The organism is Mycobacterium noviomagense, assembly GCF_010731635.1.
In the GTDB taxonomy this organism is placed as follows: Bacteria; Actinomycetota; Actinomycetes; order Mycobacteriales; family Mycobacteriaceae; genus Mycobacterium; species Mycobacterium noviomagense.
Genome location: NZ_AP022583.1, coordinates 3,970,120 through 3,996,624, shown reverse-complemented (window position 1 = coordinate 3,996,624; position 26,505 = coordinate 3,970,120). Strand labels below are relative to the sequence as shown.

16 protein-coding genes are annotated in these 26,505 nt (G+C 65.7%); 5 read left to right on the top strand and 11 right to left on the bottom strand.

Annotation, left to right across the window (positions count from 1 at the left end; all coding sequences use genetic code 11):
- Nucleotides 1-27: 27 nt before the first annotated feature.
- Nucleotides 28-465, bottom strand: coding sequence for a nitroreductase family deazaflavin-dependent oxidoreductase (locus G6N15_RS18960; RefSeq protein WP_083087574.1), 438 nt, complete (start codon nt 463-465; stop codon nt 28-30).
- Nucleotides 466-562: 97 nt separating this feature from the next.
- On the opposite strand from G6N15_RS18960, the gene G6N15_RS18955 reads away from it, so the two are divergent.
- Complete coding sequence (locus G6N15_RS18955) at nt 563-787, top strand: hypothetical protein (RefSeq protein ID WP_083087575.1); 225 nt, start codon at nt 563-565, stop codon at nt 785-787.
- A gap of 8 nt (nt 788-795) precedes the next feature.
- Here G6N15_RS18955 and fadD11 read toward each other — a convergent pair whose 3' ends face one another.
- Nucleotides 796-2,622 (bottom strand): fatty acid--CoA ligase FadD11, encoded by a 1,827-nt coding sequence (gene fadD11 / locus G6N15_RS18950; protein ID WP_083087576.1) that lies wholly within the window; start codon nt 2,620-2,622, stop codon nt 796-798.
- Between the two features lie 69 nt (nt 2,623-2,691).
- Between fadD11 and G6N15_RS18945 the strand changes: the two genes are divergently transcribed.
- Nucleotides 2,692-3,942, top strand: a complete 1,251-nt coding sequence (locus tag G6N15_RS18945; RefSeq protein ID WP_083087577.1) for a metal-dependent hydrolase family protein — start codon at nt 2,692-2,694, stop codon at nt 3,940-3,942.
- A 48-nt stretch (nt 3,943-3,990) separates the two neighbouring features.
- Here G6N15_RS18945 and dnaE read toward each other — a convergent pair whose 3' ends face one another.
- The 5 genes from dnaE to G6N15_RS18920 all read right to left on the bottom strand — a co-directional run bounded on the left by dnaE (nt 3,991) and on the right by G6N15_RS18920 (nt 9,980).
- Nucleotides 3,991-7,521, bottom strand: coding sequence for a DNA polymerase III subunit alpha (gene dnaE, locus G6N15_RS18940; RefSeq protein ID WP_083087578.1), 3,531 nt, complete (start codon nt 7,519-7,521; stop codon nt 3,991-3,993).
- Nucleotides 7,522-7,597: 76 nt separating this feature from the next.
- Nucleotides 7,598-7,855, bottom strand: a complete 258-nt coding sequence (locus G6N15_RS18935) for a Txe/YoeB family addiction module toxin (protein WP_083087579.1) — start codon at nt 7,853-7,855, stop codon at nt 7,598-7,600.
- Nucleotides 7,852-8,097 carry a type II toxin-antitoxin system Phd/YefM family antitoxin gene (locus G6N15_RS18930; RefSeq protein ID WP_083087590.1) on the bottom strand — a complete coding sequence of 82 codons (246 nt, stop codon included), beginning with the start codon at nt 8,095-8,097 and terminating at the stop codon, nt 7,852-7,854. The genes G6N15_RS18935 and G6N15_RS18930 overlap by 4 nt, the downstream gene beginning before the upstream one ends.
- A 67-nt stretch (nt 8,098-8,164) precedes the next feature.
- Entirely contained in the window at nt 8,165-8,956 is a 792-nt protein-coding gene (locus G6N15_RS18925) for an SDR family NAD(P)-dependent oxidoreductase (protein ID WP_083087580.1), read from the bottom strand.
- Nucleotides 8,957-8,963: 7 nt separating this feature from the next.
- Nucleotides 8,964-9,980, bottom strand: a complete 1,017-nt coding sequence (locus G6N15_RS18920) for an SDR family NAD(P)-dependent oxidoreductase (protein WP_083087581.1) — start codon at nt 9,978-9,980, stop codon at nt 8,964-8,966.
- A gap of 167 nt (nt 9,981-10,147) precedes the next feature.
- On the opposite strand from G6N15_RS18920, the gene G6N15_RS18915 reads away from it, so the two are divergent.
- Both G6N15_RS18915 and G6N15_RS18910 read left to right on the top strand, forming a co-directional pair.
- Nucleotides 10,148-10,555, top strand: coding sequence for a group I truncated hemoglobin (locus tag G6N15_RS18915; RefSeq protein WP_083087582.1), 408 nt, complete (start codon nt 10,148-10,150; stop codon nt 10,553-10,555).
- 110 nt (nt 10,556-10,665) lie between these two features.
- Entirely contained in the window at nt 10,666-11,424 is a 759-nt protein-coding gene (locus G6N15_RS18910) for a class I SAM-dependent methyltransferase (protein WP_083087583.1), read from the top strand.
- On the opposite strand, the gene G6N15_RS18905 is transcribed toward G6N15_RS18910, so the two are convergent.
- Both G6N15_RS18905 and lspA read right to left on the bottom strand, forming a co-directional pair.
- Nucleotides 11,425-12,336, bottom strand: coding sequence for an RluA family pseudouridine synthase (locus G6N15_RS18905; RefSeq protein ID WP_083087584.1), 912 nt, complete (start codon nt 12,334-12,336; stop codon nt 11,425-11,427). It lies immediately after the preceding gene.
- Between the two features lie 14 nt (nt 12,337-12,350).
- Nucleotides 12,351-12,941: a signal peptidase II gene (gene lspA, locus G6N15_RS18900; RefSeq protein ID WP_179961757.1), complete on the bottom strand. Its 591-nt coding sequence runs from the start codon at nt 12,939-12,941 to the stop codon at nt 12,351-12,353.
- Nucleotides 12,942-12,958: 17 nt separating this feature from the next.
- Here lspA and G6N15_RS18895 point away from each other — a divergent pair, with 17 nt between their 5' ends.
- Nucleotides 12,959-13,882, top strand: coding sequence for an asparaginase (locus G6N15_RS18895; protein WP_163748151.1), 924 nt, complete (start codon nt 12,959-12,961; stop codon nt 13,880-13,882).
- Here the strand turns inward: G6N15_RS18895 and G6N15_RS18890 are convergent.
- Entirely contained in the window at nt 13,847-15,220 is a 1,374-nt protein-coding gene (locus tag G6N15_RS18890; RefSeq protein WP_083089009.1) for a DNA polymerase IV, read from the bottom strand. The two genes, G6N15_RS18895 and G6N15_RS18890, sit on opposite strands and share 36 nt — an antisense overlap.
- A gap of 78 nt (nt 15,221-15,298) precedes the next feature.
- Nucleotides 15,299-26,290, bottom strand: a complete 10,992-nt coding sequence (locus G6N15_RS18885; RefSeq protein ID WP_083089015.1) for a type I polyketide synthase — start codon at nt 26,288-26,290, stop codon at nt 15,299-15,301.
- Nucleotides 26,291-26,505: the final 215 nt, after the last annotated feature.

Genomic DNA, 26,505 nt, shown 5'->3' with positions numbered 1-26,505 from the left:
CGGTCAATGGTGCCATTCAATAGCAGTTCAGCGGACGGGGGTCAGCACGAACACCGGAATCTGTCGGTCGGTCTTCTTCTGATATTCGGCGTAGTCCGGCCAGACCTGCACGGCTCGTTCCCACCAGACGGCTTTCTCCTCGCCGAACACCTCGCGGGCGTTGTACTCACCGGTGACCGGGCCGTCCTGCAGCTCCACCCGCGGGTTCTTCTTGACGTTGTAGTACCAGACCGGGTGCTTGGGGGCGCCACCCAGTGAGGCGACAATGGCGTACTCGCCGTCATGTTCGACCCGCATCAGCGGAGTTTTTCGGAGTTTGCCGGTCTTGGCCCCGACGGTCGTGAGCAGGATGACGGGCTTGCCCTGCAGTTCGGTGCCCTCTGCTCCGCCGGACGCCATGTACTTCTCTGCTTGTTCACGGGACCAGTCGAGCGGCGAAGGTGCGTATTCTCCTGAAAGCGGCATACCGACACTTTAAAGGGCGGCTCAAGGTGGTGACTTTCACCCTCCGGATCGGGTGTTTCGGCTACCCGAAAACAAAAGTAAGAGCTAGCCTTAACTTGTGACGACTCCGCAGCAGCTACGATCCTTGGTCTCCGCCGAGGAGGTGCTGGTGGCGGGTGTGCCATGGCCCCGGTACAAGCTGGTGGCGCTGATCGCCGGGTTCGCCGCGTTGCTGCTTGTCGGGCTGGTGACCACCAGTGCGACGCCGTCGGTGCTGGCCGGCACCGGGGTGGCCGTGAGTGTCGGGCTGGTGCTCAGGGCGCTGCAGCAGCGGCCGCAGTAACGGTCAGTTCACGCCGGTTGCGCCGCCGTTGCCGGGGCGGGTTCGTGGACGTCCGCCCCGGGCTGGTCCGCGTAGAGCTCCTCGATCTCGGCGGCGTATTTCTCGGCGATCGGCCGGCGCTTGAGCTTCATCGTCAGCGTTATCTCCTCACCGCCCGGCTCCCAGAGCGTGGGCAAGACGCGGAACCGTTTGATTTGCTCGACCCGTGACAATTTGGCGTTGCCTTCGGCCACCCCGGCGGCAATCCGGGCGATCACGTCCGGGTGGGCTGCCAGGGCCGCCGGCGAGGCGTCCGACAGTCCGTGCTGGGCTGCGAGGGGCCCGACCGAGTCGGCGTCGAAGACCAGCAGCGCGGTGTTGTAGGGCCGCCCGTCGCCGATGGTGACCATCGCGCCGATCATCGGGCATGCGGCCAGGATGGCCTTCTCGATGTTGGCCGGCGACATGTTCTTGCCGGCCGCGTTGATGAGCAGCTCCTTCTTGCGGTCGACCACCCGCAGGTAGCCGTCGGAGTCCATGTCGAGGATGTCGCCGGTGTGCAACCAGCCGTCGGCGTCGATTGCCTCGGCCGTCTTCGCCGGATCTTTGCGGTAGCACTTCATCACCAGCGGGCCGCGCACCAGAAACTCGCCGTCCTCGGCGACCTTGCCCTCCAGCCCGGGCAACAACTTGCCCACCGTGCCGAGCTTGGCGTCACGCGGATGGCTGACACTGGCCACGCAACTCAGCTCTGACATCCCCCACACCTCGCAGATCGGGATGCCAATGCCGGCGAAGAAGCCGAGGGTCTCCTTCGGGATCGGCGCGGCACCCGAGACCGCCCAGCGCAGCTCACCGAAGCCGAGCCGCTCCCGGAGCTTCGACAGCACCAGCTCGTCGGCCGTGGCCCATTCGGCAGCAAGCTCGTCGGACATCGGCTCCCCAGCCAGCATCGCCGCGGCGCGCTTCGCCGCCACCGACAAAGCCCACTGCAACGCTTGCCGCCTGGCCTCGTCTTGCTCATGCAGGGCAGCGAATTCTATTGCAGCTTTGAGCTTTTCCCATACCCGCGGCACCGCACCCCAGATCGTGGGTCGCGCGTCGGGCAGCGCCGCCGCAATCGCTTTGGCGTCGGACACCACGGTGACCTGGGTGCCGAACACCTCCTGGTTGTACAACGCCATCATCCTGTCGGCGATGTGCGCCGAGGGCAGGAACGACGTGATCCGGTCGCCGAAGTGCACGTCGAGCACAGCGTCGATCGCCGACGCCTCGAACATCAGGTTGGCGTGCGTCATCTCGACACCCTTGGGGTTACCCGTCGTGCCGGAGGTGTAGATCAGGGTGATGATGTCATCGGGTTCCACTGCGCGCCAAGTGGATTCGAAGTCGAAATCAACGGCCCCGGCGGCGTACAGATCGTCCAGGGACAAGGTGCCCTCCGGCGACCCGTCAATGCAGACAATGTGCTCGAGCTGCGCGCCGCTGGCGCGGATCCGGTCGACGTATTGCTGCTCGCACATCACCAGCTTGGTGCCGGCGTTGTCGAACAGATAGGTGAGTTGTTCGGCGGGCAGCGTGTTGTACACCGAGAACGACGTCGCCCCGACGTGCTGCGCCCCCACGTCAAGGGGGTAGAAGTCGATGCGGTTCGCCATCATCAGCGACACTGTGTCGCCACGCCTGACCCGCAGCCCGGCCAGGCCGGCCGCGACGCGACGCACCTGCGCCGCGTAGTCCCGCCAGGTCAGCGTCTGGGTGTCGCCGGGTGTGCGCAGTGCGACCGCGTCCGGATCGATCGCCGCGGTGCGCTGAAAGGCCTCACACATGGTGGTTGGGCGCTCGGATGTGGTCATCTGCGTTCTCCTTTGTCGCTACCCCGATCAGAGCACAGACCCGGCCAGCGTAAGAGTAGGTTCGCCGACATGACAGCCACGCTGATCACCGGTGCTGATGTCTGGGACGGGCTCGCCGAGGTGCCGGCGCCGCGGCAGGTGCTGGTGGTCGACGGCCGGATCCAACGGATCGGCGACGCGCTCGAGGCGCCGGCCGACGCGCAGGTGGTCAACCTGCCTGGGCACACGCTGACGCCCGGCTTCATCGACTGCCATGTGCACGTGACGTTGGCGCCGCCGATCGGCCCTGCGGTGGCCATGGCCTCCAGCGTCGCCAAAGCGTTGAGGTCGCTGCCGGTGCTGCGGACGTTGCTGATGAACGGGTTCACCACGGTGCGCGACTTGGCGTGCGTGGACGTCGACTATCCGACCATCGATCTGCGCGACGCCGTCGCGGCGGGCATCGTGGTGGGCCCGCGGATGGTGGTGGCTCCGCACATGATTTCCGCGCGCGGCGGCCACGGCGACTTCAGCGGCACGGTCGCCGAGGAATATCAATTCCCTTCGCGGCCAATGGAATTGGCGGCGGCCGACGGGTGCGACGAAATCCGGACCAGGGTCAGGCAGGAGATTCGCGCGGGCGCCGACTGGATCAAGTTCGCCGCCACCGGGGGCTTCGCCTCGCCGTCCGACGATCCGGGCCAGGCGACGTACAGCCAGGAGGAGATGGACGTCTTGGTCGCGACGGCCACCGATCTGGGTGTGCCGGTGACTCCGCACAGCTACGGCGACGAAGGCATTCAGCGCGCGGTCCGCGCCGGGGTGCGCAGCATCGAACACGGCAACCTGGCCTCGGCCCAGACGCTGCGGATGATGGAAGACGCCGGGGTGTTTCTGGTGCCGACGCAGTACGCGATCCTGTCCGGTGCACAGCGGGGCGAGGAAGACCCGATGTGGGCGGTCATGCCCGAGTACGCCAAGCGCAAAGCCCGCAAATACCGGAGCGCGTTGTTGGATGCTGCCGAACGGGTCGCCGCGAGCAATGTGCGCATCGCGTTCGGAACCGACGCCGGCATGTTCCCGCACCACGAAAATTGGCGCGAGTTCCCGACAATGGTGTCGACCGGCATCACCCCGCTGCGCGCCCTGCAGGCCGCCACCAGCGCGGCGGCCGAACTGCTTGCCTTCGACGACCTGGGGGTGATCGCCGAAGGAAAGATCGCCGATCTGGTTGCCATGCCGGGTAATCCGTTCACCGATATCGAAGTCACCGGCCAAGTCGACTTCGTCATGAAGGAAGGCGTGATCTACAAGCATCGTGCGCCGAGTGGCCAGTTGTGACACGGCTTTTGCCGAAATTCGTGCGTTAAGTGGCCACTCGGCGCTGGCCTAACCGCCCAAACAGCCTGGGCCCAGCAGCGCCTTGAGGTCGCCCATCAAGGCCGGCGACGGCGTCACCCGCAGCGAGGCATCCAGCTCCAAGGTGGTGACCCGCTCTCCGCTGACCAGGCGTAGATGCACCTGCGAGGTGCCGGGGTGGCGGACCAGCACCTGCTTGAGCGCAGTCACCTTGTCAATGGTGCACTGGCGGGTGGGCAAGCTGACCGCCAGCGGCCGGTCCGGCTGCACACTCGAAAAGTCCGGGACCACAAGTTCATTGGCGATCAAACAGATACGATCATCGGAAATCTTTACCCGCGCGTTGACCAGCACCACGGCGTCGTCGACGATCTCGGCGCCGTAGGTAGAGTAGGTGTGCGGGAAGAACATCACCTCGATGCCGCCGGTGAGGTCTTCCAATTGTGCTGAGGCCCAAGGCATCCCGTTCTTGTTCACTCGCCGGCTCACCGACGCGAGAATGCCGCCCACCTTCACTGGGGCGTCGTTGGGGATGTCGCCGTCGAGAATCGCCGGGATGGCGGTGTCAACCTGGGTGGCCAGCAGATGCGCCACACCGTTGAGCGGGTGCCCCGAGACATACAGCCCCAGCATTTCGCGCTCCAACGCCAGCTTGTGCTTGTCGTCCCACTCTTCGTCGGGAATCTTGACCGAGAACACCGCATCGGTGGCGGTGTCTGTGCCGCCGAACAGGTCGAACTGGCCCATCGCCTCGGCCTTTTTGGTGCCGAGCACCGAGTCGACGGCGTCGGTGTGCACCAGGAACAGGCCCTTGCGGGGGTGGCCCAGCGAGTCGAACGCGCCAGCTTTGATCAGCGACTCGGTGACCTTCTTGTTGCAGGCCGCGATGTCGATCTTGTTCAGGTAGTCGGAGAAGTCGGTGAACTTGCCTTTTTCGGTGCGGGTCTTGAGCAGCGACGCAACGACATTCGCGCCAACGTTGCGAACCGCGCCGAGCCCGTAGCGGATGTCGGTGCCGACCGAGGCGAAGTTCAGCCCGGATTCGTTGACGTCGGGCGGTAGCACGGTGATCCCGAGTTTGCGGCAGTCGGCCAGATACACCGCGGCCTTGTCCTTGTCGTCGCCGACCGAGGTGAGCAGCCCGGCCATGTATTCGGCGGGGTAGTTGGCCTTCAGATACGCGGTCCAGTAGGACACCATCGCATACCCGGCCGCGTGCGACTTGTTGAACGCGTAGTCGGCGAACGGCAAGATGGTGTCCCACAGTGCCTTGACGGCTCCGTCGGAGAATCCGTTGGACTTCATTCCGGCCGAGAAGCCCTCGTACTCCTTGGCGAGGACTTCTCGTTTCTTCTTACCCATGGCTTTTCGCAGAATGTCGGCTCGGGCCAGCGAGTAGCCGGCAACCTTCTGCGCAATCCGCATGATCTGCTCTTGATAGACGATCAAGCCGTAGGTCTCGGCCAGGATCGCCTGCAGCGGCTCGGCGAGTTCGGGGTGGATCGGCTTGATAGGCTGGCGGCCGTTCTTGCGGTCGGCGTACTCGTTGTGGGCGTTCATGCCCATCGGCCCGGGTCGGTACAGCGCGATCACCGCGACGACGTCTTCGAATTCGGTGGGCTGCATGCGCCGCAGGAGGTCGCGCATGGGACCGCCGTCGAGCTGGAACACGCCGAGAGTGTCACCGCGGCCCAGCAATTCGTAGGTGGCGGGGTCGTCGAGCGGCACGGACTCCAGGTCGACGTCGATTCCCCTGTTGGCCTTGATGTTCTCGATCGCATCGCCGATAATCGTCAGGTTGCGCAGTCCGAGGAAGTCCATCTTCAGCAGACCGATTTCCTCGCACGCCGGGTAGTCCCAGCCGGTGATGATGGCGCCGTCTTGCGGCCGCTTCCACAGCGGGATCGCGTCGGTGAGCGGTTCGCTGCTCATGATCACCGCGCAGGCGTGCACGCCGGCGTTGCGAATCAGCCCTTCCAGGCCGCGGGCGGTCTCGTAGATGGTGCGCACGTCCGGATCGGTGTCGATCAGGCCGCGCACCTCGGCGGCCTCCTTGTACCGCTCATGGTTGGGGTCGGTGATCCCGGACAGCGGGATGTCTTTGGCCATGATCGGCGGCGGCAGCGCCTTGGTGATCCGGTCCGCGATCGCAAAGCCGGGCTGGCCGTAATGGATGCGCGCCGAATCCTTAAGCGCCGCTTTCGTTTTGATGGTGCCGAAGGTGATGACCTGCGCGACCCGGTCCTGGCCCCACTTGTCGGCGGCGTAGCGCACCATCTCGCCGCGGCGGCGGTCGTCGAAGTCGATGTCGATGTCGGGCATCGACGTGCGTTCGGGGTTGAGGAACCGCTCAAACAGCAGCCCGTGCGGGATCGGGTCGATGTCGGTGATGCCCAACGCGTACGCGACCAGCGACCCGGCCGCCGATCCCCGTCCAGGGCCGACCCGGATGTTCACCGACCGCGCATAGTTGACCAGGTCCGCCACGATCAAGAAGTACGACGGAAAACCCTTGGCACAGATGACCTCGATCTCGTAGGCGGCACGCTCGCCATACCCCGTCGGTATCCCGTCTGGGAACCGCCGGGCCAGCCCGGCCTCGACCTCGTGCCGCAACCACGACGCTTGATCGTGCCCGTCGGGCACCGGGAACACCGGCATCCGGTTGCGCGGTGTCCACACCTCGGCGTAGGAGCCCACCCGTTCGGCGATCAGCAGCGTGATGTCACAGGCGCCGGGTACTTCGGCGTCCCAGATCGCGCGCATCTCGGCGGCCGACTTCAGGTAGTAGCCGTCGCCTTCGAACTTGAACCGGGTCGGGTCCGACAGGGTCTTGCCCGTCTGCACGCAGAGCAGCGCCTCGTGGTTGTGGGCGGCGTCGCGAGTGACGTAGTGGCAGTCGTTGGTGGCCAGCGGCGCGATACCGAGCTTGCGGCCGATCTCCAGCAGCCCGTCGCGGACCCGGCGCTCGATGGATAGGCCGTGGTCCATCAGCTCCAGGAAGTAGTTGTCGGCGCCGAAGATCTCCCGCCACCTGGCGGCCGACTCGAGCGCCTCACGATCCTGGCCGAGCCGAAGCCGGGTCTGCACTTCGCCGGAGGGGCAGCCGGTGGTCGCGATGATCCCGCTCGCGTGCTCCGCGATCAGCTCGGCGTCCATCCGCGACCACTTGCCCAATTGGCCCTCGAAGGACGCCAGCGAGGTCAGCTTGAACAGGTTGCGCAACCCGGTGGCATTCTCGGCGACCATGGTCAGGTGGGTGTAGGAGCCGCTACCCGACACGTCGTCGCTCTTCTGCGCCGGATCGCCCCACAAAATACGGCGGGAGTCGAACCGGGAGCCGGGGGCGACGTAGGCCTCGACCCCGATGATCGGCTTGATCCCGGCGCCGGTGCAGGCGTTGTAGAATTCGCTGGCGCCGAACATGTTTCCGTGGTCGGTCATCCCGATGGCCGACATCTCCAGGCGCTGCGCCTCGGCCAGCATCGGGCTGATCTTCGCAGCACCGTCCAGCATCGAGTACTCGGTGTGGTTATGCAGGTGCACGAAGGAGCCAGTCATCAGGTCGCCAGTCTATGGCCGCCCACCGACACGGGTTCGGCGTGTCGCCGTGTGTGTCTCGAAGGCGTATGGGCGTTCAGCTGTAGTGGTATCGGCCCTGCAGGATGACCACGTCGTCACCGTCGACCAAGTAGACCAATCGATGTTCTTCGCTTATGCGTCTCGACCAGGCACCAGCCAACGCGTGACGCAGCGGCTCTGGCTTGCCAATTCCGGTAAACGGATCGCGCATTATGTCGTCGATCAGGCGGTTGACGCGCTTCAGCGTCGCCCGATCGGTTGTCGTCCAGTACTGATAGTCAGCCCACCCATGCGGTGTAAAAACGAGCCTCACCGCGACAGCGGGTGCTCTTCTCGCTCGCCATGCAGCGCCTGCGCCAGACTCTCTAGCAACCGACGCGCGTTAGCGGGTGCCCGCAAGAGGTGCGCAGTCTCTTCCAGCGCTTCGTAATCGGCGCGGGACATCAACACGGCATCACCGCGGCGCGAGGTGATCTCGACCGGAGTTCGGTCGTTGTTGACCTGTTCGATAAGCGGGAAGAGATTCTTGCGAGCCTCGGATGCCGTTACCGCCACGTCGCCACCTCCGAAGTAGTACAAGAAATCGTACCACTTGTGCGCCCCGGCTCATCCGTGCAAACCGCTACCCCCGCAGGCCGGTGCCGATCCGCAGGGCAGGAAGCAGCACGCTGCGCGGCGCGAATCGCCCGCCCACGCCGACGACCTTGGGCACGAGCCCGGGAATGACGCTGCGCTTGCCGTCGAGCATCCCTGCGATGGCGGCTTCGGCCACCTCGTGGGGAGACACCTGCGCGACGCTGATGCTCCACTGTTGGGCATCGGCGATGTCGGCCCACTCGGTCGGCACCGGGCCCGGGCACAGGACCGTGCACGACACTCCGGTTCCGTGCAACTCCTCGTGCACGGCTTCGGAGAACGTTTGCACGAACGCCTTGGTGGCCGAGTAGACCGCCATGCCCGGGATCGGCTGAAAGCCCGCGAGCGAGGCGATGTTGAGCACCGCGCCGGCGCCGCGGTCGACCATGCCCGGCAGAGCGGCGTGGGTGAGTTCCATCAAAGTCAGCGCGTTGAGCGTGACTTCCTCGCTTTCCCGCTCGAGCGGCAGCGTGTGGAACGGGCCGCTGGTGCCGAAGCCCGCGCTGTTGCACAAGCCCGCGATCGTCTCGCTGCGGATACGGTCGGCCAACTCTTCCCGGGCTTTCCGTTTGGCCAGGTCAAGCGGCATCACGTCGATTTCAACCAAGTTCCTGTCGGTCAAGTGGGCGGCGAGCTCGTCGAGGCGTTCGCGGCGGCGCGCGACCAGCACCAGCGGATAGCCGCGGCCGGCCAGCCCGCGGGCCAGCTCGGTGCCGATGCCCGAGGAGGCGCCGGTGACGACGACGGAGGTCTGCTTGGTCGATTTCGGAAGGCTCATGATCGTCTCACCAGTGGATTCCGCGGGTGGCCCGCACGAAGGCTTCGCTTCGTTTGTCGAATTTCGACGTGTCCTCGGCGGACTCTTTCCCTTGTGCCGCCGATGAGTCGTCGAACATGTTGAACGCGCGGTTGCGCACGAAGTCCATCACCATCGGGTTGACGGCGTCGGCCACGGAGGCGAATTGGCCGAACGGTGAGCTGACCCGGCGCGGCCGGTGCACTATCGCATCGGCCAGCACACCGGCCGCCTGTTCCGGCGTCAGCGTCGGGAATCGCTCATACATGGTGGTGGGCTTGATCATCGGCGTTCGCACCAGTGCCATGTGGACGGTGGTGAAACGCACGTTGTCGCTGACTGTTTCGGCCTGCAGCGAGTCGCACAGGGTGTCGAGTGCGGCCTTGCTGGCGATGTAGGCGCCGAATCGCGGCGCACGGGTCTGTACGCCCGCCGACGACAGGTTGATGATGTGTCCGAAGTGCCGTTCCCGCATACCTGGAATGAACTTGAGGATAAGTTGGACTGCCCCAAGGTAATTCAGCTGCATTGTCCGCTGGTAGTCGTGAATCCGGTCGTAGGACAGCGCTAGCGAGCGCCGAATCGACTTGCCCGCGTTATTGATCAGGATGTCGACGCGGCCGAGGTCGGCGAGCACTTGGTCGGCCATTTCAGCGATCGCGTCCATGTCGACCAGATCGCACGGATACACGTGAGCGGTGCCGCCCTTGCTGCGGATGTCGTCGGCGACTTTCTCCAAGTTCTCCCGGGTGCGCGCCACCAGCACCACTTCGCCGCCGGCGTCGGCGATTTTTTTCGCGGTCGCCTCGCCGATACCCGAGGAGCCGCCGGTGATCAAAGTGATTTTGCCGTCGACGGCGTCTTCGAGGGTGCGGCCCTGGACCGCTTCTAGCAGGTTGCGCAGATAAAACGGTCGATACCGGCCAGCCGAATTGGGGGTGTTGACGATGTTCGACACCGCCGCGATCGGCTTTTCGACGAGGCTGGTGAGATCACCGAGATTCATGTTGGTCGCTCCTGACGATGGTCGGCCGCACAGACGTGCACTGTCTGTGATCGGGGTTACCCAGACGCCGGCCCGGTGAGTCACCGGCAATCGGCTTGTTACGTCGAGTAATCCCGCCGTGACGGCGTCCTAACTGGTGTGCAACGCCCCAATGATCCCCTGAAGACATGGGAATGCTGTCACGATTCCGCAAGCACGAGACACTACCTATCTATGACCGGATCGGCGGCCATGAGGCGATCGAGATCGTGGTCGAAGACTTCTATGCACGGGTGCTGGCCGACGAACAACTGACTGGCTTCTTCGCCGGAACGAACATGAACCGGCTGAAAGGCAAGCAGGCCGAGTTCATCGCCGCCGCGTTGGGCGGGCCGGAACCCTACACCGGCGCGCCGATGAAGCAGGTGCATCAGGGCCGTGGGATCACCATGCATCACTTCAACCTGGTGGCCGGTCACTTGAGCGCTGCGCTCTTGGCGGCCGGGGTTCCCGGCGAGACGGTGGCGGAAATACTCGCGGTGGTGGCGCCGCTGGCAGGCGAGATCGCATCGGACGCCGAGGCCGCCCGCGTCTGAGTAAGCACCGCACGCGGTGGTGAGTACGCCGAACCGTACGTCGCAGCGATTTCCGCGTTAAAAACGCGCTCTCACGTCGATTTCGGTGCAGATGAGGCCACAATGCCTGCATGTCCCGAAGCTTTGACGATCTGGTGGCTGAGGCCGCGGCGGCACCCGTCGATGGCTGGGATTTCTCCTGGCTGGACGGCCGCGCAACCGAGGAACGCCCATCGTGGGGTTATCAACGGCTGATGAGTCAGCGCTTGGCGAACGCGTCCGCCGCTTGCGACATCGATACCGGTGGCGGGGAGGTCCTCGCCGAGGCTGCGAAGTTCCCGCTCACGATGGCCGCGACGGAATCGTGGCCGCCCAACGCCGCGCTGGCCACCAAGCTGCTGCACCCGCGCGGCGTGGTGGTCGTGGCGACTCGCGATGAGCCGTGGCTGCCGTTCGCCGATGAGGCGTTCGATCTGGTGACCAGCCGTCATCCCATCTCTGTGCGGTGGAGCGAGATCGCTCGGGTACTGCGCCCCGGCGGCACCTACTTCTCCCAGCAGATCGGTCCCGCAACGATGTCCGAGCTGGTCGAGTATTTCAGCGGGCCGCAGCCGCAGAAATGGGCCGAGTTTCACCCGGATGCCCAGAGGGAGCAGGCACAGGCCGCCGGGCTGCAGGTCGTGGATATCCGCATGGAACGGCTACGCGCCGAATTCTTCGACGTCGGCGCCGTTATCTACTTCCTGCGCAAGGTGATCTGGACGGTGCCAGGCTTCACGGTCGATGATTACCGGGAACGGCTGCGGGACTTGCATGACCGCATTCAGACCGATGGGCCTTTCATCGCCCATGCAACACGGGTACTCGTCGAAGCCTGCAAACCCGAATGATCAGCCCTCGGCCCGCAACACGTCCAGGGCATGTTGCAGGTCCGGCGGATAGGGGCTGACGATCTCCATCGGTCGCCCGTCGGCCGGGTGTGCGAACGACAGCGACCTCGCGTGCAGCCATTGACGTTCCAGCCCAAGCTTTTTGGCCAGCTTGGGGTCGGCGCCGTAGGTCAGGTCGCCGCAGCAGGGGTGGTGCAGCGCGGCGAAGTGCACCCGGATCTGATGCGTGCGCCCGGTTTCCAGGTGCACATCGAGCAGGCTGGCCGCGACAAAGGCTTCGATGGTGTCGTAGTGGGTGAGGCTGTGCCGGCCATGCTTGGTGACCGCGAACTTCCAGTCATGGCTGCGGTGCCGGCCGATCGGCGCATCGATGGTGCCGCTGGACGGATCAGGGTGCCCTTGCACCAGCGCGTGGTAGCGCTTGTCGACGGTGCGCTGCTTGAACGCGCGCTTGAGCACCGTGTAGGCGCGGTCAGACAGCGCCACCACCATCACTCCCGAGGTGCCGACGTCGAGGCGATGCACTATGCCCTGCCGCTCATGGATTCCGGATGTGGTGATCCGGAAGCCGGCGGCCGCCAGCCCGCCGAGAACGCTCGGCCCGGTCCAGCCCACCGTGGCATGCGCCGCCACCCCGGGCGGCTTGTCGACCGCGACGATGTCGTCGTCGGAATACAGGATCGTCATGCCCTCGATGTGGACCGGTGTGTTTTCCACCGGCGTCGGCGCGTCGGGCAGCCGCACATGCAAGAGGGCGCCGGGGGTCAGCCGGTCGGCTTTGCCGGCCGGCATGCCGTCTAGCTCCACACCGCCGTCTTCAGCCAGCGCCGCGGCCGCAGTCCGCGACAGGCCCAGCAAGCGCGCCAGCCCGGCGTCGACGCGCATGCCCGCCAATCCCTCGGGGACCGGCATCGAACGATTGGTCGTCAAGGTTTGTCGGCCTCATGGCCTGGTGCGGCGAGGTCCTCGCGCTTGCGCCGGCCGACGGTGTCGAAGTCGAACCCGAACACCGACAGGGCGACCAGCAGGATCGCCCCGCCGACCACCGACGGGTCGGCGACGTTGAATACCGGCCACCAGCCGATCGACAGAAAGTCCACGACATGACCGCGCAGCGGGCCCGGTGACCGGAAGAACCGGTCGACCAGGTTGCCCATTGCCCCGCCCAGGATCATGCCCAGGCCGATGGCCCACCACGGCGACACCAGTCGACGCCCCATCCAGAAAATGCCGATCACGACACCCGTCGCGATCACCGTCAACAGCCACGTGTATCCGGTCGCCATCGAAAACGCGGCCCCCGAGTTGCGCACCAAAGTCCAGGTGACGGTGTCGCCGATGATCGACACCGGCTGGCCGGGCGTCAGCAGTTCGACGGCCAGCACCTTGGTGACGAGGTCGAGCACCAGCACGACCGCCGCCACGGAAAGCAGCAGGCGCAGCCGTCGCGGCGGTGCGGCAGCATCGGCATCCGCCGCCGGCGCCGGCTCAGCCGATCGTATTGGTTCCTCAGTCACGTCCCTATCATCCCAGCATGACCGGACTCACCGTCATCACCACCGGCGGCACGATCGCGACCAGCGCCGACGCCGACGGTGTGCGGCGCCCGACCCGCAGCGGCGCCGAGCTGACGGCCGGACTGGACGTCGACGTTGTGGACCTGATGGCGCTCGACAGCTCGCAACTGGTGCCCGCCGACTGGGATCGCATCCGCGACGCGATCGAGGCCGTGGCCGCGGGCGGCGCCGACGGCGTGGTCGTCACGCACGGTACCGACACGCTCGAGGAAACCGCGTTGTGGCTCGATCTCACGTATGGCGGCCCCGCACCGGTGGTGCTCACCGGAGCGCTGCGCAGCGCCGACGATCCGCACGCCGACGGTCCGGCCAACCTGCGGGATGCCCTAGCGCTGGCAGCCAGCGCGCAAGCCCGTGACCTCGGCGTGCTGGTGTGTTTCGGGGGCCGGGTGTTGCAGCCGCTGGGGCTGTACAAGGTGGCCGCCGGTGACGGTTTCACCGGCGAGCTGCTCGGCTCCGTCACCGAGGCGGCGGTAACCATGACGGGCGCTAAAGCCCGCCCGTACCTCGGCGATCTGAGCGCCGCCAGGGCCCCGCGAGTAGACATCGTGGCGGCCTACCCGGGAAGCGACGCGGTGGCGCTCGACGCGTGCGTGGCGGCGGGAGCCCGCGGGGTTGTGCTGCAAGCGCTTGGCTCCGGCAATGCCGGAGCGGCGGTGATCGACGGGGTGCGTCGCCATTGCCAGGACGGCATCGTGGTCGCGGTGTCGACCCGGGTTGCGGGCGGGCGGGTCAGGCCGGGATACGGTCCGGGCCGCGACCTGGTCGATGCCGGGGCGGTGATGGTGCCCGGACTGCCGACCAGTCAGGCGCGGGTACTGCTGATGGCGGCGTTAGTCGCGGAACTACCCCTCGTCGACGTCGTCGGCCGTCTGCTCTGACAACGCAGCCACATACTGCGGCCAGTCGAGGCTGTCGACCGGATTGGCGCGGGTGAGCGCGCCGCTATCGACCGGGAAGGTGCGCGCCGGGCCGGGCCCGGAGCCTCGGGTCTCGAAACGCGCCGTGACGACGCCGTGCCCGGCGCCCTGAACCCAGCCGTGCCCAAGCTCGCGATGCTTGACGTCGTCGCCGATCCGCCAGTCCGCTGCGTGCGGCACCTCCGCGGATGTGTCGACTCGGTGATCGGGTGCCGTCATCTCGCCGAACAGCTCCAGGTCGGGAAACAACGACTCCTGACGCACTTCCGTCAAACCCGAAAACCCAACGCCCAGTAGCCGAATCGGCCCGATCTCCCGCGGATCCAGCAGCAGTCGCCGAGCCACCGCCACCAACGCGGCGGCATCGGTGGTGCCGTATGGCAGCGTGGCCGACCGGGTCAGCATACTCATATCGGACTTCTTCAGCTTCACCGTGACCGTGCGGGCTCCCCGACCGTCGCGCAATAGCCGCCGATGCGCATGCTCGGCGATCGGCCCGACCTCTTCGCGCACTTGCTCGAGGCTGGTCAGGTCGGCCGGGAAGGTTGATTCGGCGCTGATCTGCTTGGCTTCGGCGCGTTCTGCGACTGGGCGGTCGTCGATGCCGCGGGCCAATCGGTGCAGGGCGGGCCCGATGGTTGCGCCCAGGATGTTGGCGACCTCAGCGTCGGTGAGCGCGGCCAGCTCCCCGATGGTTTCGATGCCGAGCCTGTGCAGCTTCTCTTCGGCGACTGGGCCGATGCCCCACAGCCGTCGCACCGGCAACCCGGCCAGCAGTGCCTGTTCGTCGGCGCGCCGGATCACCCGCACACCATCGGGTTTGGCCAACCCGGAAGCGATCTTGGCGATCTGCTTGCCCGAGCCGGCGCCGACCGAGGCAATCAGGCCAGTCTCGTCGCGCACCCGGCCACGCAGGTCCTCGCAGTACCGTTCCACGTCGGGCGCCGACGCGCCGGCGAGTTCAGGCGGCTCTGCGAATCCCTCGTCGTAAGAAAGTTGTTCGACGACGGGCACCGCGGCGCGCACGATGTCGAAGACGCGACGGCTGGCCACGCCGTACACCACACCGCGTGGCGGCAGCACCACCGCATGGATGCCCACCAGTCGGCGCGCCTGGTGCATCGGCATCGCCGAGCGAGCACCGAACACGCGGGCTTCGTAGCTGGCGCCGGCCACCACGCCCCGGCCACCGAGCCCACCGACCAGCACCGGCCGGCCCCGCAGCGTCGGCCGGGTGAGCTGCTCGACGGACGCGAAGAACGCATCCATGTCGAGGTGCAGCACCCAGCGCGAGTCCACGCGAGAAATGCTATGGGGAGTATGCGCCGCAGGTCTGCGCTACGTCAGCGCGCGGCACCCCTCATGCGCGGCGCGGTCTCATTCGGTTGGCTCGGGCGCTGCGACGGATTCCGCCTCGCTCGACTGTGATTCCGAATCGGGCAGCTGGCTCGCGAGGTATTCGCCGAGGCCGCCGATCGTCGGGTAGTCGAACACCGCGGTAGCGTTAATCGTGAACGCGCCACCGAACTGGCTGTGTAGCCGGTTGCGCAGTTCGACCGCCATCAGTGAATCCGTGCCGAGGTCCAGGAATCGACTTGTCGCGGCGGGCGGTTGCGCCAGCCGCAGAAAACCTTGCACTTCGCGCTGCAGGAATTCGGTGATGAAACTGGCGCGCTGCGCCACCGGTATCTCCTGCAGTTGCCGCAGCAACTCACTGTCACCGGTCGTCTCCTTCTCGGCGCTCGGCAATACGAGGTCGAGAATCGGTGGACGAGCACCGCCCAGCAGCTTTGCCGCACGCTGCCAGTTGGCTTTGATGACGGTGGCCTGCCCAGTTCCGTTGGCGACCACCTCGGCCAGCGCGTTGAGCGCGGCCGTGGGTTCCAGCGGAACCAGGCCTTGCGCAGCGATATTGGCGCGGGCGGCCTCCGATGAGGCCATGCCCCCCTTGGCCCAAGGACCGAAGTTGACGCCGGTCGCCGGCAACCCTTTCGCCTTTCGTTTCGCCATTAGCCCGTCGAGCAGCGCATTGGCAGTCGAGTAGTTGGCCTGGCCGGGTGAACCGAGCAAGCTGGACACCGAGGAGGACACGACGAAGAAATCGAGGTCGTCGTTCTTCGTCAACCGGTCCAAGTGGCATGCACCGAACGCCTTGGGCGCCAACGTCGTCCGGAAACGCTCGAGGCTCTGGTTTGACAGCAGCGCATCGTCGAGCACGCCCGCCAAATGCACCACCCCTGCGAGCGGCGGCAGCTCCCTACGGATGCGCTCCAGCATCTTTGCGACCTCGGTCTCGTCGCCGACGTCGGCCGCGAAGGTGTGGACGCGGCACGGATAGCGTTCGGTGATGTCGTCGATCGCTCGTTGCGCCTGCACATCGGGCGCGCGCCGACTCGTCAACACGATGTCGCCGGCACCGAGTTGCGCGAGGTAGGCCGCCGCGTGCAAGCCGATTGCGCCGAGCCCACCGGTGATCAGATAGCTCCGATCCCCCCGCGGCTGCAATGGATTCGGCATTTGCAGCACGATCTTCCCGATATGCCGAGCTTGTTGCATACGGCGAAAAGCCGTCTTCGCTTCACTCAGCGGGTAGACCTCGGCGGGTAGTGGCTGCCACTCGCCGCTGGCCAACCCGTCCGACACCTCGTCCAGCAAGCGGCGAATACGCTCAGGCTCTTGCACGCAGGCCCAGTCCAACGCGACGATCTCGTAGGCGATATCCGGACGGGCCGCCGCCATCTGTTCGCGCGTCCAGATGTCGCGCTTGGCGATCTCGACGAAGCGGCCATTGCGGGCAGTGGCCCGTACCGTCGCTTCGATGAACCCCTCATTGGTCAGGCTGTTGAGCACCACATCAACACCTGAGCCGCCGGTATCCGCCAGGATCTGGTCGGCGAAATCCGTAGTGCGCGAGTCGTACACATATTCCACACCCAGCTTGCGTAGTGTTGCGCGTTTGTAGGCACTCGCGGTGGCGAAGACGATCGCGCCTTTTCGTTGCGCCATCTGGATCGCGGCCAATCCGACACCACCGCTCGCGGCATGAATGAGCACACGGTCACCAGGCCTCAGCTGCGCCCAGTCGAACGCGAGCCGGGCGGTGAGTGCCGCAGCAGGAATAGTCGCCGCCGCAACTGCGCTCAGCCCGTCAGGCAGGGGCGCCAGCAACTGGACCGGCACATTGAAACGGCTGGCGAACGCGCCCTGCATAAAGCCATAGACGCGTTGCCCGACTTCGAGTCCGGTGACGCCCTTACCTAACTGGGTGACGACGCCGGCGAAGTCGCCGCCGAGCGGGCCTGGATCGCCTGGGTAGAGGCCGAGCACATTGAGCACCTCCCGGAAGTTCAACCCACCGGCTTCAACCCGAACCTGCACACAGCCGTCGTCCGGCGGCGAGGCTTCCTTCTCGATCAGACGCAGGTTGTCGATTGCGCCGCGTTCAGTGGGCGCCAAGACGTAATCGGTTCCACGCGGTACCGCGAGATGACCGCTGCGTGCCGATGGCAGCAGCCGGGACGCCAAGAACTTTCCTTGTCGCAGCGCGAGTTCCGGTTCCTCGATCGGTGCGCCGAGAAGGTCGACCAGCAAGCGCCCGGCCTGCTCTGATCCGTCGCAATCGACCAGCCTGCAGCGCAGGGCCGGTTCCTCGTTGATGATGGTGCGCCCGAGTCCCCACAGCGCCGCCTGCACCGGGTCGACCGGCTCACCGGATTCGGTCGCCACCGCCCGTTCGGTGACGATCCACAGACCACCTGGAAGTTTGATCGCCTCATCGGCCTGCAGCGTGTGCACGGCACTAAGCAGGTGGGCGATCTCGTTCTCCAGCCGCGCGGCCGATTGCGCGCTCGACTCATCTGCACTCGGCCCGGCACTGCGCCAGACGATACCGGCGAACGGCACGCCGCGCTCTTGAGCCTGTGCCAACACTTGCCCCACCGGCGACGAATCTGTGGTCCGGTCAAAAGAGATGCAGCCGGGCAGCTGGGAGGCCAGTTCGTCGAATCCGGCAACCAGCCAGGTGCCGTTCACGTTTCTTGCGCCGTCACTCGACGGCTGAAGCGGCACCTCGTGCCAACCGAAGGTGTACAGCAGCCGGGTGGCATCGCCGCCGAGCCCGCGCAGCAACGCCTCCCGGGGCGCGCGTTTGACAGTGAACTCGCGAATCCCGCCCAGGTAGCGGCCATCCCGATCGACGAAATCGATGTCGAAGACTTGGGTTTCGCTGTCGACGGCGCTGGTATGCCACCTTCCCCGACAGTAAAACCGCCGCGGCATCTTCTCCCGCAGCGCCACTTGCCCGTACCGCAACGGCAACAACAGATCGTTCACACCCTGTTCGGCCGCGACAAGAGCCGGGAACGCCGGGAAGACGACTCCTGTGCACAGATCGAGCAGCACCGGATGCATGGGCTCGGTGCCGAGATGCTCGGCGAGTTCGTCGCCGACGGCGACATCGCCGATCACCTCGCCCACGCCAATCCACAGCGATTTGAGGGATGTGGACCAGGTAGGACCCCATTCCAGCTCGCTCTCGGCGAAAGTCTCGAACAGCTGCTGTGGATTAGCGCGGTCGAACCGCTCGATTGCCGCGTCGATGGAGTCCGCCGAATCGTGTACCGGTTCGTCATCGACACCGGTGACAACGGTGCCATCAGCATTCAACGACCATTCAGCATCGCCGTCGCCGTACGGGCGGCTATGCACTTGGAAACTCCACCCACCGCCGTCCTCCAGCGGATGCAACGTCAGCTGCACCTCGCGAGAAGCCTTCTCGGGCAAGATGATCGGCTCATAGAAATAGACGTCTTTGACCCGCGCCGGCGGCCCGACGGCGGCCAGGGCCATCGCCGCATACGTCGCCCCCGGCACGACAACAGTGCCGTAGATGACGTGATCGACCAGCCACGGCTGCGATTTGACCGACAGCCGGCTGGTGTAGACGGAGTCTCCGGAAGCCAGATCCTTTGCGCTGCCCAGGATTCCGGACATGGCGGCACCGTCAAAGGCGATACCAGATGTCTTGGGCCAAAAGCGACGACGCTGGAACGGATACGTGGGCAGTTCCAGCCTGTGGCGGGGCTTGCGGTGCAGCTCAGCGAACTTGGGCCGATGGCCGCTGACGTACGCCGCCGCCAGCGCTTCGGTGATCTGGCGCCGGTCGCCGATGCCCTTGCGCAGGGAAACGATCGCCCGCGGCGCAGCCAAGTGTTCCGGCCAGACCTGCACCGCAGCCCCGGTCAGAACCGGTTGCGGACCGAGTTCCATCAACACCGAGCATCCCAGCGCCGCCACGGTGCGGACGCTTTCGGCGAATTGCACCGGCTGTCGGGAATGGCGCCGCCAATACTGTGCGTCGAGCGGGGTCGCCGCGGTAAGCACGCTGCCGGTGCGGTTGCAGACCAGCGGCAATGTCGGCACGGCGAACTGCAACCGCGCTGCATACGATTCGAATTCGCCGAGCACCGGCTCCAGCAACTCCGAATGGAAGGCGTGGCTGGTCTCCAGCCAGCTACAACGGATTCCGTCGTTACCGCATTTGGCGACAATGTCTTCCAGATCCGCACCCGGACCTGACAGCACCGTGTTGGGGCCGTTGTAGGCGGCGACCGACACCCGCGGAAATTCGTTGGCGGTCTCCTCGACGTGCTTGGCGTCAGCGAAGACCGCCACCATTCGCCCACCTTCGGGCAGGCTGCCAAACAGCCGGCCGCGTTCGGCCATGAGCCGCGCCCCGTCCTCGAGGCTGAAAACTCCCGCAACACACGCCGCCGCGTATTGGCCCACGCTGTGCCCCAGCACCACGTCGGGCTCGATGCCCCACGACTGCCAGAGCCGGGCCAGCCCCATCTCGACGGCGAAAAGCGCCGGCTGCGCAAACGAGGTGTGCCGCAGTGTTTCTCCGGTACTGCGGTCGCTGGCGAACAGCACCTCCAACAATGGGCGAGGAAGAATATCGTTGACCGCTTCGGCGCAGCGTGTCACTGTTTCTGCGAAAACCGACTCGCTGTCGAACAACTCGCGGGCCATCCCCGGATGTTGGCTGCCCTGCCCGGTGAACAACCACGCCGTCGTCGGCCGGTCGGTGCACTCTCCACGTAGCACACCGGGTCGCAGCCGCTTTTCGGCCAACTCGGCCAGGCCCTCGCGGGCACCGTGGACCGAATCCACGACCAGCGCGGCGCGGTGTTCGAAATGCGAACGCCCGGCCCCGGCGGTGAAGCACACGTCGGCGATGTCGACGTCAGGGTGGGTGGCCAACCAGGAGCCATAGCGCCGCGCCAACGCCACCAGCGCCTCCGGTGAGCGCGCCGACAACGCCAACACGTTGACCGATTCATCGCGGCGGTCCGACTCCGGCGCCACCGCGACGTCGTCATCTGCCGAATGATTGACGGTGTTCGGCGGCTCTTCGATCAGCACGTGCGCATTGGTGCCGGTGAACCCGAAAGAACTTATGCCGGCGCGTCGTGGTTTTCCGTTGGGCCGCCACGGAGTCGGCTTGTCTACGACTCGCACCGGCAGCGAGTCCCACGGGATATGCGGCGACGGCTTCTCGAAGTGCAGACTTTGGGGCAGCACTCCGTGCTGCAGCGACAACACGACCTTGATCAGACCGGCGGCCCCCGATGCCGACTCGAGGTGGCCGATGTTGGTCTTCACCGACCCCATCAGCAACGGCCGGTCCGCGTCGCGCGCGGCGCCATAGACGGCCCCGGCCGCCTGCACCTCGATCGGATCACCCAGCGGGGTACCGGTCCCATGCGCCTCGAGGTAGTCGACATCTTCGCCGGCCAGACCGGCACGTGCCAGCGCTGCGCCGATAAGCCGTTGCTGCGCAGCGCCATTGGGCACCGTCAAACCGCTGGAAGCGCCGTCTTGGTTGACCGCGCTGCCCGGGATGACTGCGCAAATCCGATCGCCGTCGCGCTCGGCATCGCTCAGCCTCTTGAGCACAAGAATCCCGCAGCCTTCACTGCGAACATAGCCGTCGGCGGAGGCGTCGAAGGTCTTGCAGCGCCCGACGGGGGAAAGCATCCGGGCGCGTGAGGCGGCGATGATGGTCACCGGGCTCAGCAAGACGTTCACACCGCCGGCCAGGGCTAAATCGCAGTCACCGGAATGCAGTGCCTGGCAGGCCTGATGGACGGCCACCAATGACGAGCTGCATGCGGTGTCGACCGCCACCGCCGGTCCTTCCAGCCCGAGCGCGAAGGCAACCCGACCGGAGATGGCATTGAGTGAATTGCCGGTGATGAAATGGGGCTCGATCTTGTCGACCGACTCGGCAGACAGCAGATGCGCATACTCGTTGGCGGCCACCCCCACGAAGATCCCGGTCCGGCTGCCGCGCAACTCCCCTGGCGAATACCCAGCCCTTTCAAGGCCTTCCCAGGCCGTTTCCAGCATCAGCCGCTGCTGCGGCTCGATCCAGACCGCTTCGCGCGGAGAAATACCGAAGAACTCTGGATCGAATGCGTCGATTTCGTCGACGAATCCACCAAAGCGGCTGTAGATCTTGCCCGGGGTCTCCGGGTCCGGGTCGTAAAACTCGTCGATGTCGAATCGGTCTTCCGGGATTTCCCGGATTGCATCGCCGCCACCGGACAACAGCTCCCAGAACGCTTCGGGATTGGGCGCGCCGGGGAAACGGCACGCCACCGCCACGATCGCGATCGGCTCATCCGTGCGCGTCACCGCTATCGAAGCCGGCTGAGGCCCTGACGCCTGTTCGCTCAGTTCGAGCACATCACAAAGCAGGTAATGGGCCACGTCGGACAGCCGTGGGTGGTCCATCGCCAGCGTGGCCGGCACGTCCTTGCCCACTGCTTGTTCGATGCGGCGCCGCAATTCCACAGCCATTAGCGAATCCATGCCGAGGTCAAAGAATCCGGCGTCCTCGCGTATCTGCGCGGCATCGACTCGCGTCACCTCCGCCACGGCATCGCGCAGGTAATCGACGAGAAGTTTCTTGCGCTGTTGTGCGGGAGCGCTGGTCAGCTGCTCGACCAGTGGAGTCTTCCCGGCCCGGGTTGGGGCTGGCGCCAAATCGGGCACCTCACGCTCCAGCTCTGCAAGGAATGACTTTCTTCCCGCTTGCTGGTAGAGCGGCAGGAAGCGAGCCCAGTTGATCCGGGCCACAATGCCTTGTGCGGAGCCCTGTGTCACCCCCTGCGCGAACGAAGCCGCCATGGCATCAGCCATGCCTGCCAGTGCATCGGCGGGTGACAATGTCCACACCCCACGCTGGTCCAGTCGCGCACGAGCCTCCTCGTCGGCCATACCCGCCGACCAAGGACCGAAATTAACACTGATCCCTCGAACGCCTTGCTCGCGCAGCCGCCAAGCCAGCCCGTCGAGGAAGGCGTTGGCCGCACCATAGGCGGTCTGACCGAAGCTTCCCCACACTGAGGCGATCGAGGACGTGCTCAGGAAGAAGTCCAGCTTCAGGTCAGCAGCTGCTTGGCTCAAATGCCATGCGCCCCAGACCTTTCCTGCGAACACGCGGTCCACTTCGGCGTCGTCTAGGGTGCTAAGGGGGGTGGTGCCGATCTCGCCTGCGGCGTGGACGATGCCGGCCACCGGCGGTAGTTCGGCCTGCACAGTGGCCAGCAGACGCGCAACATCGTCTGCATCGGCGACATCGGCTGCGACAACCTGGATTTCGGAGCCATGCCGCTGGCGTATGGCATCGATGCGCTGTTGCGCGGCATCGCTGGGTGGGCGCCGGCCGGTCAGCACCAGATGCCTGGCGCCGTGCGCGGCCAGGTATCCGGCGATTTCCAGTCCGATCGAACCCAGTCCCCCGGTCACCAAATACGTTGCGTCATCATGCAATGACGGCGGTGTTGCGATCGGCTGCCCAACCCGTCGAACCAGCCGCGGAACATAGACCGCTTGATCGCGCAGCGCGACTTGGTCTTCCCTCATGGCCGAGTCGCACGGCGCTGCGACGATCTGGCGGATCAACAGCGACCACTCGGCGGCGCTGGCGTGCGCCAAGTCCGCCAGTCCGCCCCATACTTGCGGGTGCTCCAGCGATGCGGCACGACCGAATCCCCAGAGGCAACTCTGATCGGCCGACACGGTGTCGGTGTCTGTGACGTGTTGTGCGCCACGGGTGATCAGCCAAATGGGTATGCGCAGTTCTGCGGCGACCGCCGCGCGGAAGAGTCGCCTGGTTCCGCCCACGACTCGGTGTTGCATCCGCAACAGCGACTGCATCGACGGTGCGGTGTCGGAGCCGAGGGCAGCGACATGCAGGATACGTAGCGCCGGTTCGTCTGCTGCCGCAGCGCCCAACGCAAGCTCAAGGCGATCCTCGTCCGCGTCGTTCACCGGCAACGAAAGAATCTGGTGCCGGTGCCCGTGCGCGGTCAGCACTTCGACCAATGGCTGAACTGCATCAGCATCATCGCCGACGATCAGCCAGGCAGACGCGTCGCCGGCTTCCGGCACCACGGCAATGGATTTCTCCCAGCGAATCTCGTAGCGGTCGTCCGCGATGGACCGGTTTTGGCGCTGCTGGTTGTGTTGTGCGGCAAGCTTTGTCAGCACGTCGACGGTCTGCTGGTTGCCGCTTGCACCGTCGAGCATTTTCGCAAGCTCTTCGACGCGGCCGTCCTCGAGAAGACGGACGGTTTCGGTGCTCGCGGCGCTGGTCTTGCCGGTGGGCCGGACCCGCTTCTCGGTAAACCAGTACTGCCGATGCTGGAACGGATAGGTCGGCAGGTCGAGCTTTCGCGCCGGCCCGCTGACAGCGCCGAAGTCAGGCACATGGCCCAGGACGTACGCGTCAGCAAGGGCTTCGGTGATCTGGCGGTGGTCGGCGGTGTTTCGCCGCAGTGAGGCGATGGCACGCGGCGCGTTAGCCGGATCCGGCCACGCCCGCAGGGCTGCCGCGGCGAGCACAGGTTGCGGGCCGACTTCCAGCAACACTTTGCAAGCCAGATTCGCGAGGCTGCGCACACTCTGTGCAAATTGCACCGGTTGGCGCGCGTGGCGGCGCCAATAGGAGCCGTCGAGTTTCACGCTCCGGCCGAGCGCCGCGCCGGTCCGGTTGCACACCAAAATCCGTTGAGGAGGGCTGAAATTGAACTGGTTCGCAAACGATTCGAACTCGTCGAGGATCGGATCCAGCAACGCGGAGTGAAACGCGTGGCTGGTGTCCAGCCAGTCACACCGGACACCGTCGGCGCTCAGCGCGGCCACCGCCTGGTCCAAATCCTGTACGGGTCCAGACAGGACGGTATTGGCACCGTTGTAGGCGGCAACCGACAGACTAGGGAATTCGTCGGTAAGGCTTTCGACGCGCTCGGCGGCGGTGAAGACCGCGACCATCCGACCCCCGGGGGGCAAGCTGCCGAAAAGCCGGCCGCGCTCGGCCATCAGCAGCATGCCGTCCTCGAGGCTGAACACGCCTGCGACGCAGGCCGCCGAATACTGGCCCACGCTGTGGCCCAGCACCACGTCGGGTTCGAAGCCCCACGACTGCCAGAGGCGGGCCAAGCCCATCTCCACCGCGAACAAGGCAGGCTGGGCGTAGGAAGTCTGCCGCAGCGTGTCGTCGCTATCCGCATCGAAAATGACATCCAGCAACGGTTTCTCGAGGACGTCAGCGACCACTGCCGCGCAACGGGTCAGCGTCTCGGCGAACACCGGCTCGGCGTCGAACAACTCCCGGCCCATACCCACGTACTGGCTGCCTTGACCGGTGAACAACCACGCCGTCTTCGGGCTGTCGTCGGACACTCCGCGCACCAGGCCAGGGGCCGGACGGTCGTCCGCGAGCGCACCTAGCAATTCGCTGGCAGATTCCTTGGAATTGACCACCACTGCAGCCCGGTGCTCGAAATGCGCTCGCGCTACCCCGGCGGTGAAGCACACGTCGGCCAGGGTGGCCCCGGGGTGTGCGCTCAACCAGGTGCGGTATCGATCCGCGATCTGTACCAATGCGTCGGGCGTGCGGGCCGATAGTGGAAGGACGCTGAACCGTCGGCCGCCGGACTTGCCGACCGGACTTGGGGCCACTGCCGCCGGGCTTGCTTCATCGGGCGCTTCGGAGATGATGACGTGCGCGTTGGTTCCGGCGAATCCGAAAGAGCTGACACCCGCAATACGCGGCCGGCCATTGCGTTCCCAGGCAGTGGCCTCCTGTACGACCTGCACCGCAAGCCGGTCCCAGGGAATGTGCGGCGACGGATCGCGAAAGTGCAGGTGCTGCGGTAGTAATCCGTGCTCGAGCGACAGGACGACCTTGAGTACGCCCGCGATTCCCGCGGCTGCTTCCAGATGTCCGATATTTGTCTTTACCGAGCCGATCAATAGCGGCTGGCTCGCCTCGCGTCCCGTGCCGAGCACCGCACCTGCGGCCTGGATCTCGATGGGATCGCCCAGCGATGTCCCGGTCCCGTGTGCTTCCAGGTATCCGACGTCGCCGGGCGCGATATTGGCGCGCTTCAGGGCCTCGGCGATAACCCTTTGCTGGGCAACGCCGTTTGGCACCGTCAAACCACCCGATGCGCCGTCCTGGTTAACCGCGCTGCCCCGAATCACGGCGCGAATCCGATCGCCGTCGCGGATCGCGTCCTCAAGCCGCTTCACGACAATGACACCGCACCCCTCGCCGCGCACGTAACCGTCCGCCGCCGCATCGAACGTCTTGCACCGGCCGTCGGGCGCGAGCATGTGCGCATTGGAAAAAGTGATCATGGTCGCCGGGGTGAGCAGCGCGTTCACGCCGCCGGCCAGTGCGAGGTCGCACTCCCCCAACCGCAGCGCTTGGCACGCCTGGTGAACGGCCACCAACGAAGAGCTGCACGCCGTGTCGACGGCGACGGCCGGGCCCTGCAGCCCCAACCGATAGCTGATCCGACCCGCTGCTGCGGCATTCGACGTCCCGATTGCCATATAGGCCTCGATCTCGTCGTAAGTCAGCTCGTCTGATGCCATACCCAGGTAATCGTGGGTGGACAAACCGACGAACACGCCGGTGTTGGTGTTTGCTAAAGCCGTTGGCGCAGTGCCCGAATGCTCGACCGCCCGCCAGGCCGTCTCCAGCAACAGCCGATGCTGCGGGTCCATCAACCTGACTTCGCGAACTGACATACCGAAAAACGGCGCGTCGAATCCTGTTGCGTCGTCGACGAAACCTGCCCGCCGGGTCACTACCTTGCCAGGCGTGTCGGGATCCGGGTCGAAGAATTCATCGGCATCCCACCGGTCCTCGGGCACCTCCGATATCGCGTCGCGGCCTTGCCGCAGCAAATCCCAAAACTCGTCCGTATTCGCGGCGCCCGGAAAGCGCGCAGCGTAGCCAACAATCGCGAAACCCGATGCTCGCTGCTGCTGACTTTCGACGGATGCCATGCCGTTGCCCTCCTGCTTAGGACTGTGAAAGATTCGATCGCTGCGGGCGGCTCCGTTGCGCAACAGAGTCACCGCCGCCGGCCAGTATTGCAAGCGCGGCGACGCCACCGGGCACCCTATCGCCAAAGATGGCTTCCTGCTTGCATTTCACGACGGGTGACTCCTTGTCAACTTGCTGTGAGGTATCGAAGGCACGCCCCATGTCGGCGACGGCG

What these genes read in the sequence shown, in the direction of transcription:
- G6N15_RS18960 (WP_083087574.1), bottom strand. Translation starts at nt 465, where the DNA reads ATGCCGCTTTCAGGAGAATACGCACCTTCGCCGCTCGACTGGTCCCGT.
- fadD11 (WP_083087576.1), bottom strand. Translation starts at nt 2,622, where the DNA reads ATGACCACATCCGAGCGCCCAACCACCATGTGTGAGGCCTTTCAGCGC.
- G6N15_RS18945 (WP_083087577.1), top strand. Translation starts at nt 2,692, where the DNA reads ATGACAGCCACGCTGATCACCGGTGCTGATGTCTGGGACGGGCTCGCC.
- dnaE (WP_083087578.1), bottom strand. Translation starts at nt 7,521, where the DNA reads ATGACTGGCTCCTTCGTGCACCTGCATAACCACACCGAGTACTCGATG.
- G6N15_RS18925 (WP_083087580.1), bottom strand. Translation starts at nt 8,956, where the DNA reads ATGAGCCTTCCGAAATCGACCAAGCAGACCTCCGTCGTCGTCACCGGC.
- G6N15_RS18920 (WP_083087581.1), bottom strand. Translation starts at nt 9,980, where the DNA reads ATGAATCTCGGTGATCTCACCAGCCTCGTCGAAAAGCCGATCGCGGCG.
- G6N15_RS18915 (WP_083087582.1), top strand. Translation starts at nt 10,148, where the DNA reads ATGGGAATGCTGTCACGATTCCGCAAGCACGAGACACTACCTATCTAT.
- G6N15_RS18910 (WP_083087583.1), top strand. Translation starts at nt 10,666, where the DNA reads ATGTCCCGAAGCTTTGACGATCTGGTGGCTGAGGCCGCGGCGGCACCC.
- G6N15_RS18905 (WP_083087584.1), bottom strand. Translation starts at nt 12,336, where the DNA reads ATGCCGGTCCCCGAGGGATTGGCGGGCATGCGCGTCGACGCCGGGCTG.
- G6N15_RS18895 (WP_163748151.1), top strand. Translation starts at nt 12,959, where the DNA reads ATGACCGGACTCACCGTCATCACCACCGGCGGCACGATCGCGACCAGC.
- G6N15_RS18885 (WP_083089015.1), bottom strand. Translation starts at nt 26,290, where the DNA reads ATGGCATCCGTCGAAAGTCAGCAGCAGCGAGCATCGGGTTTCGCGATT.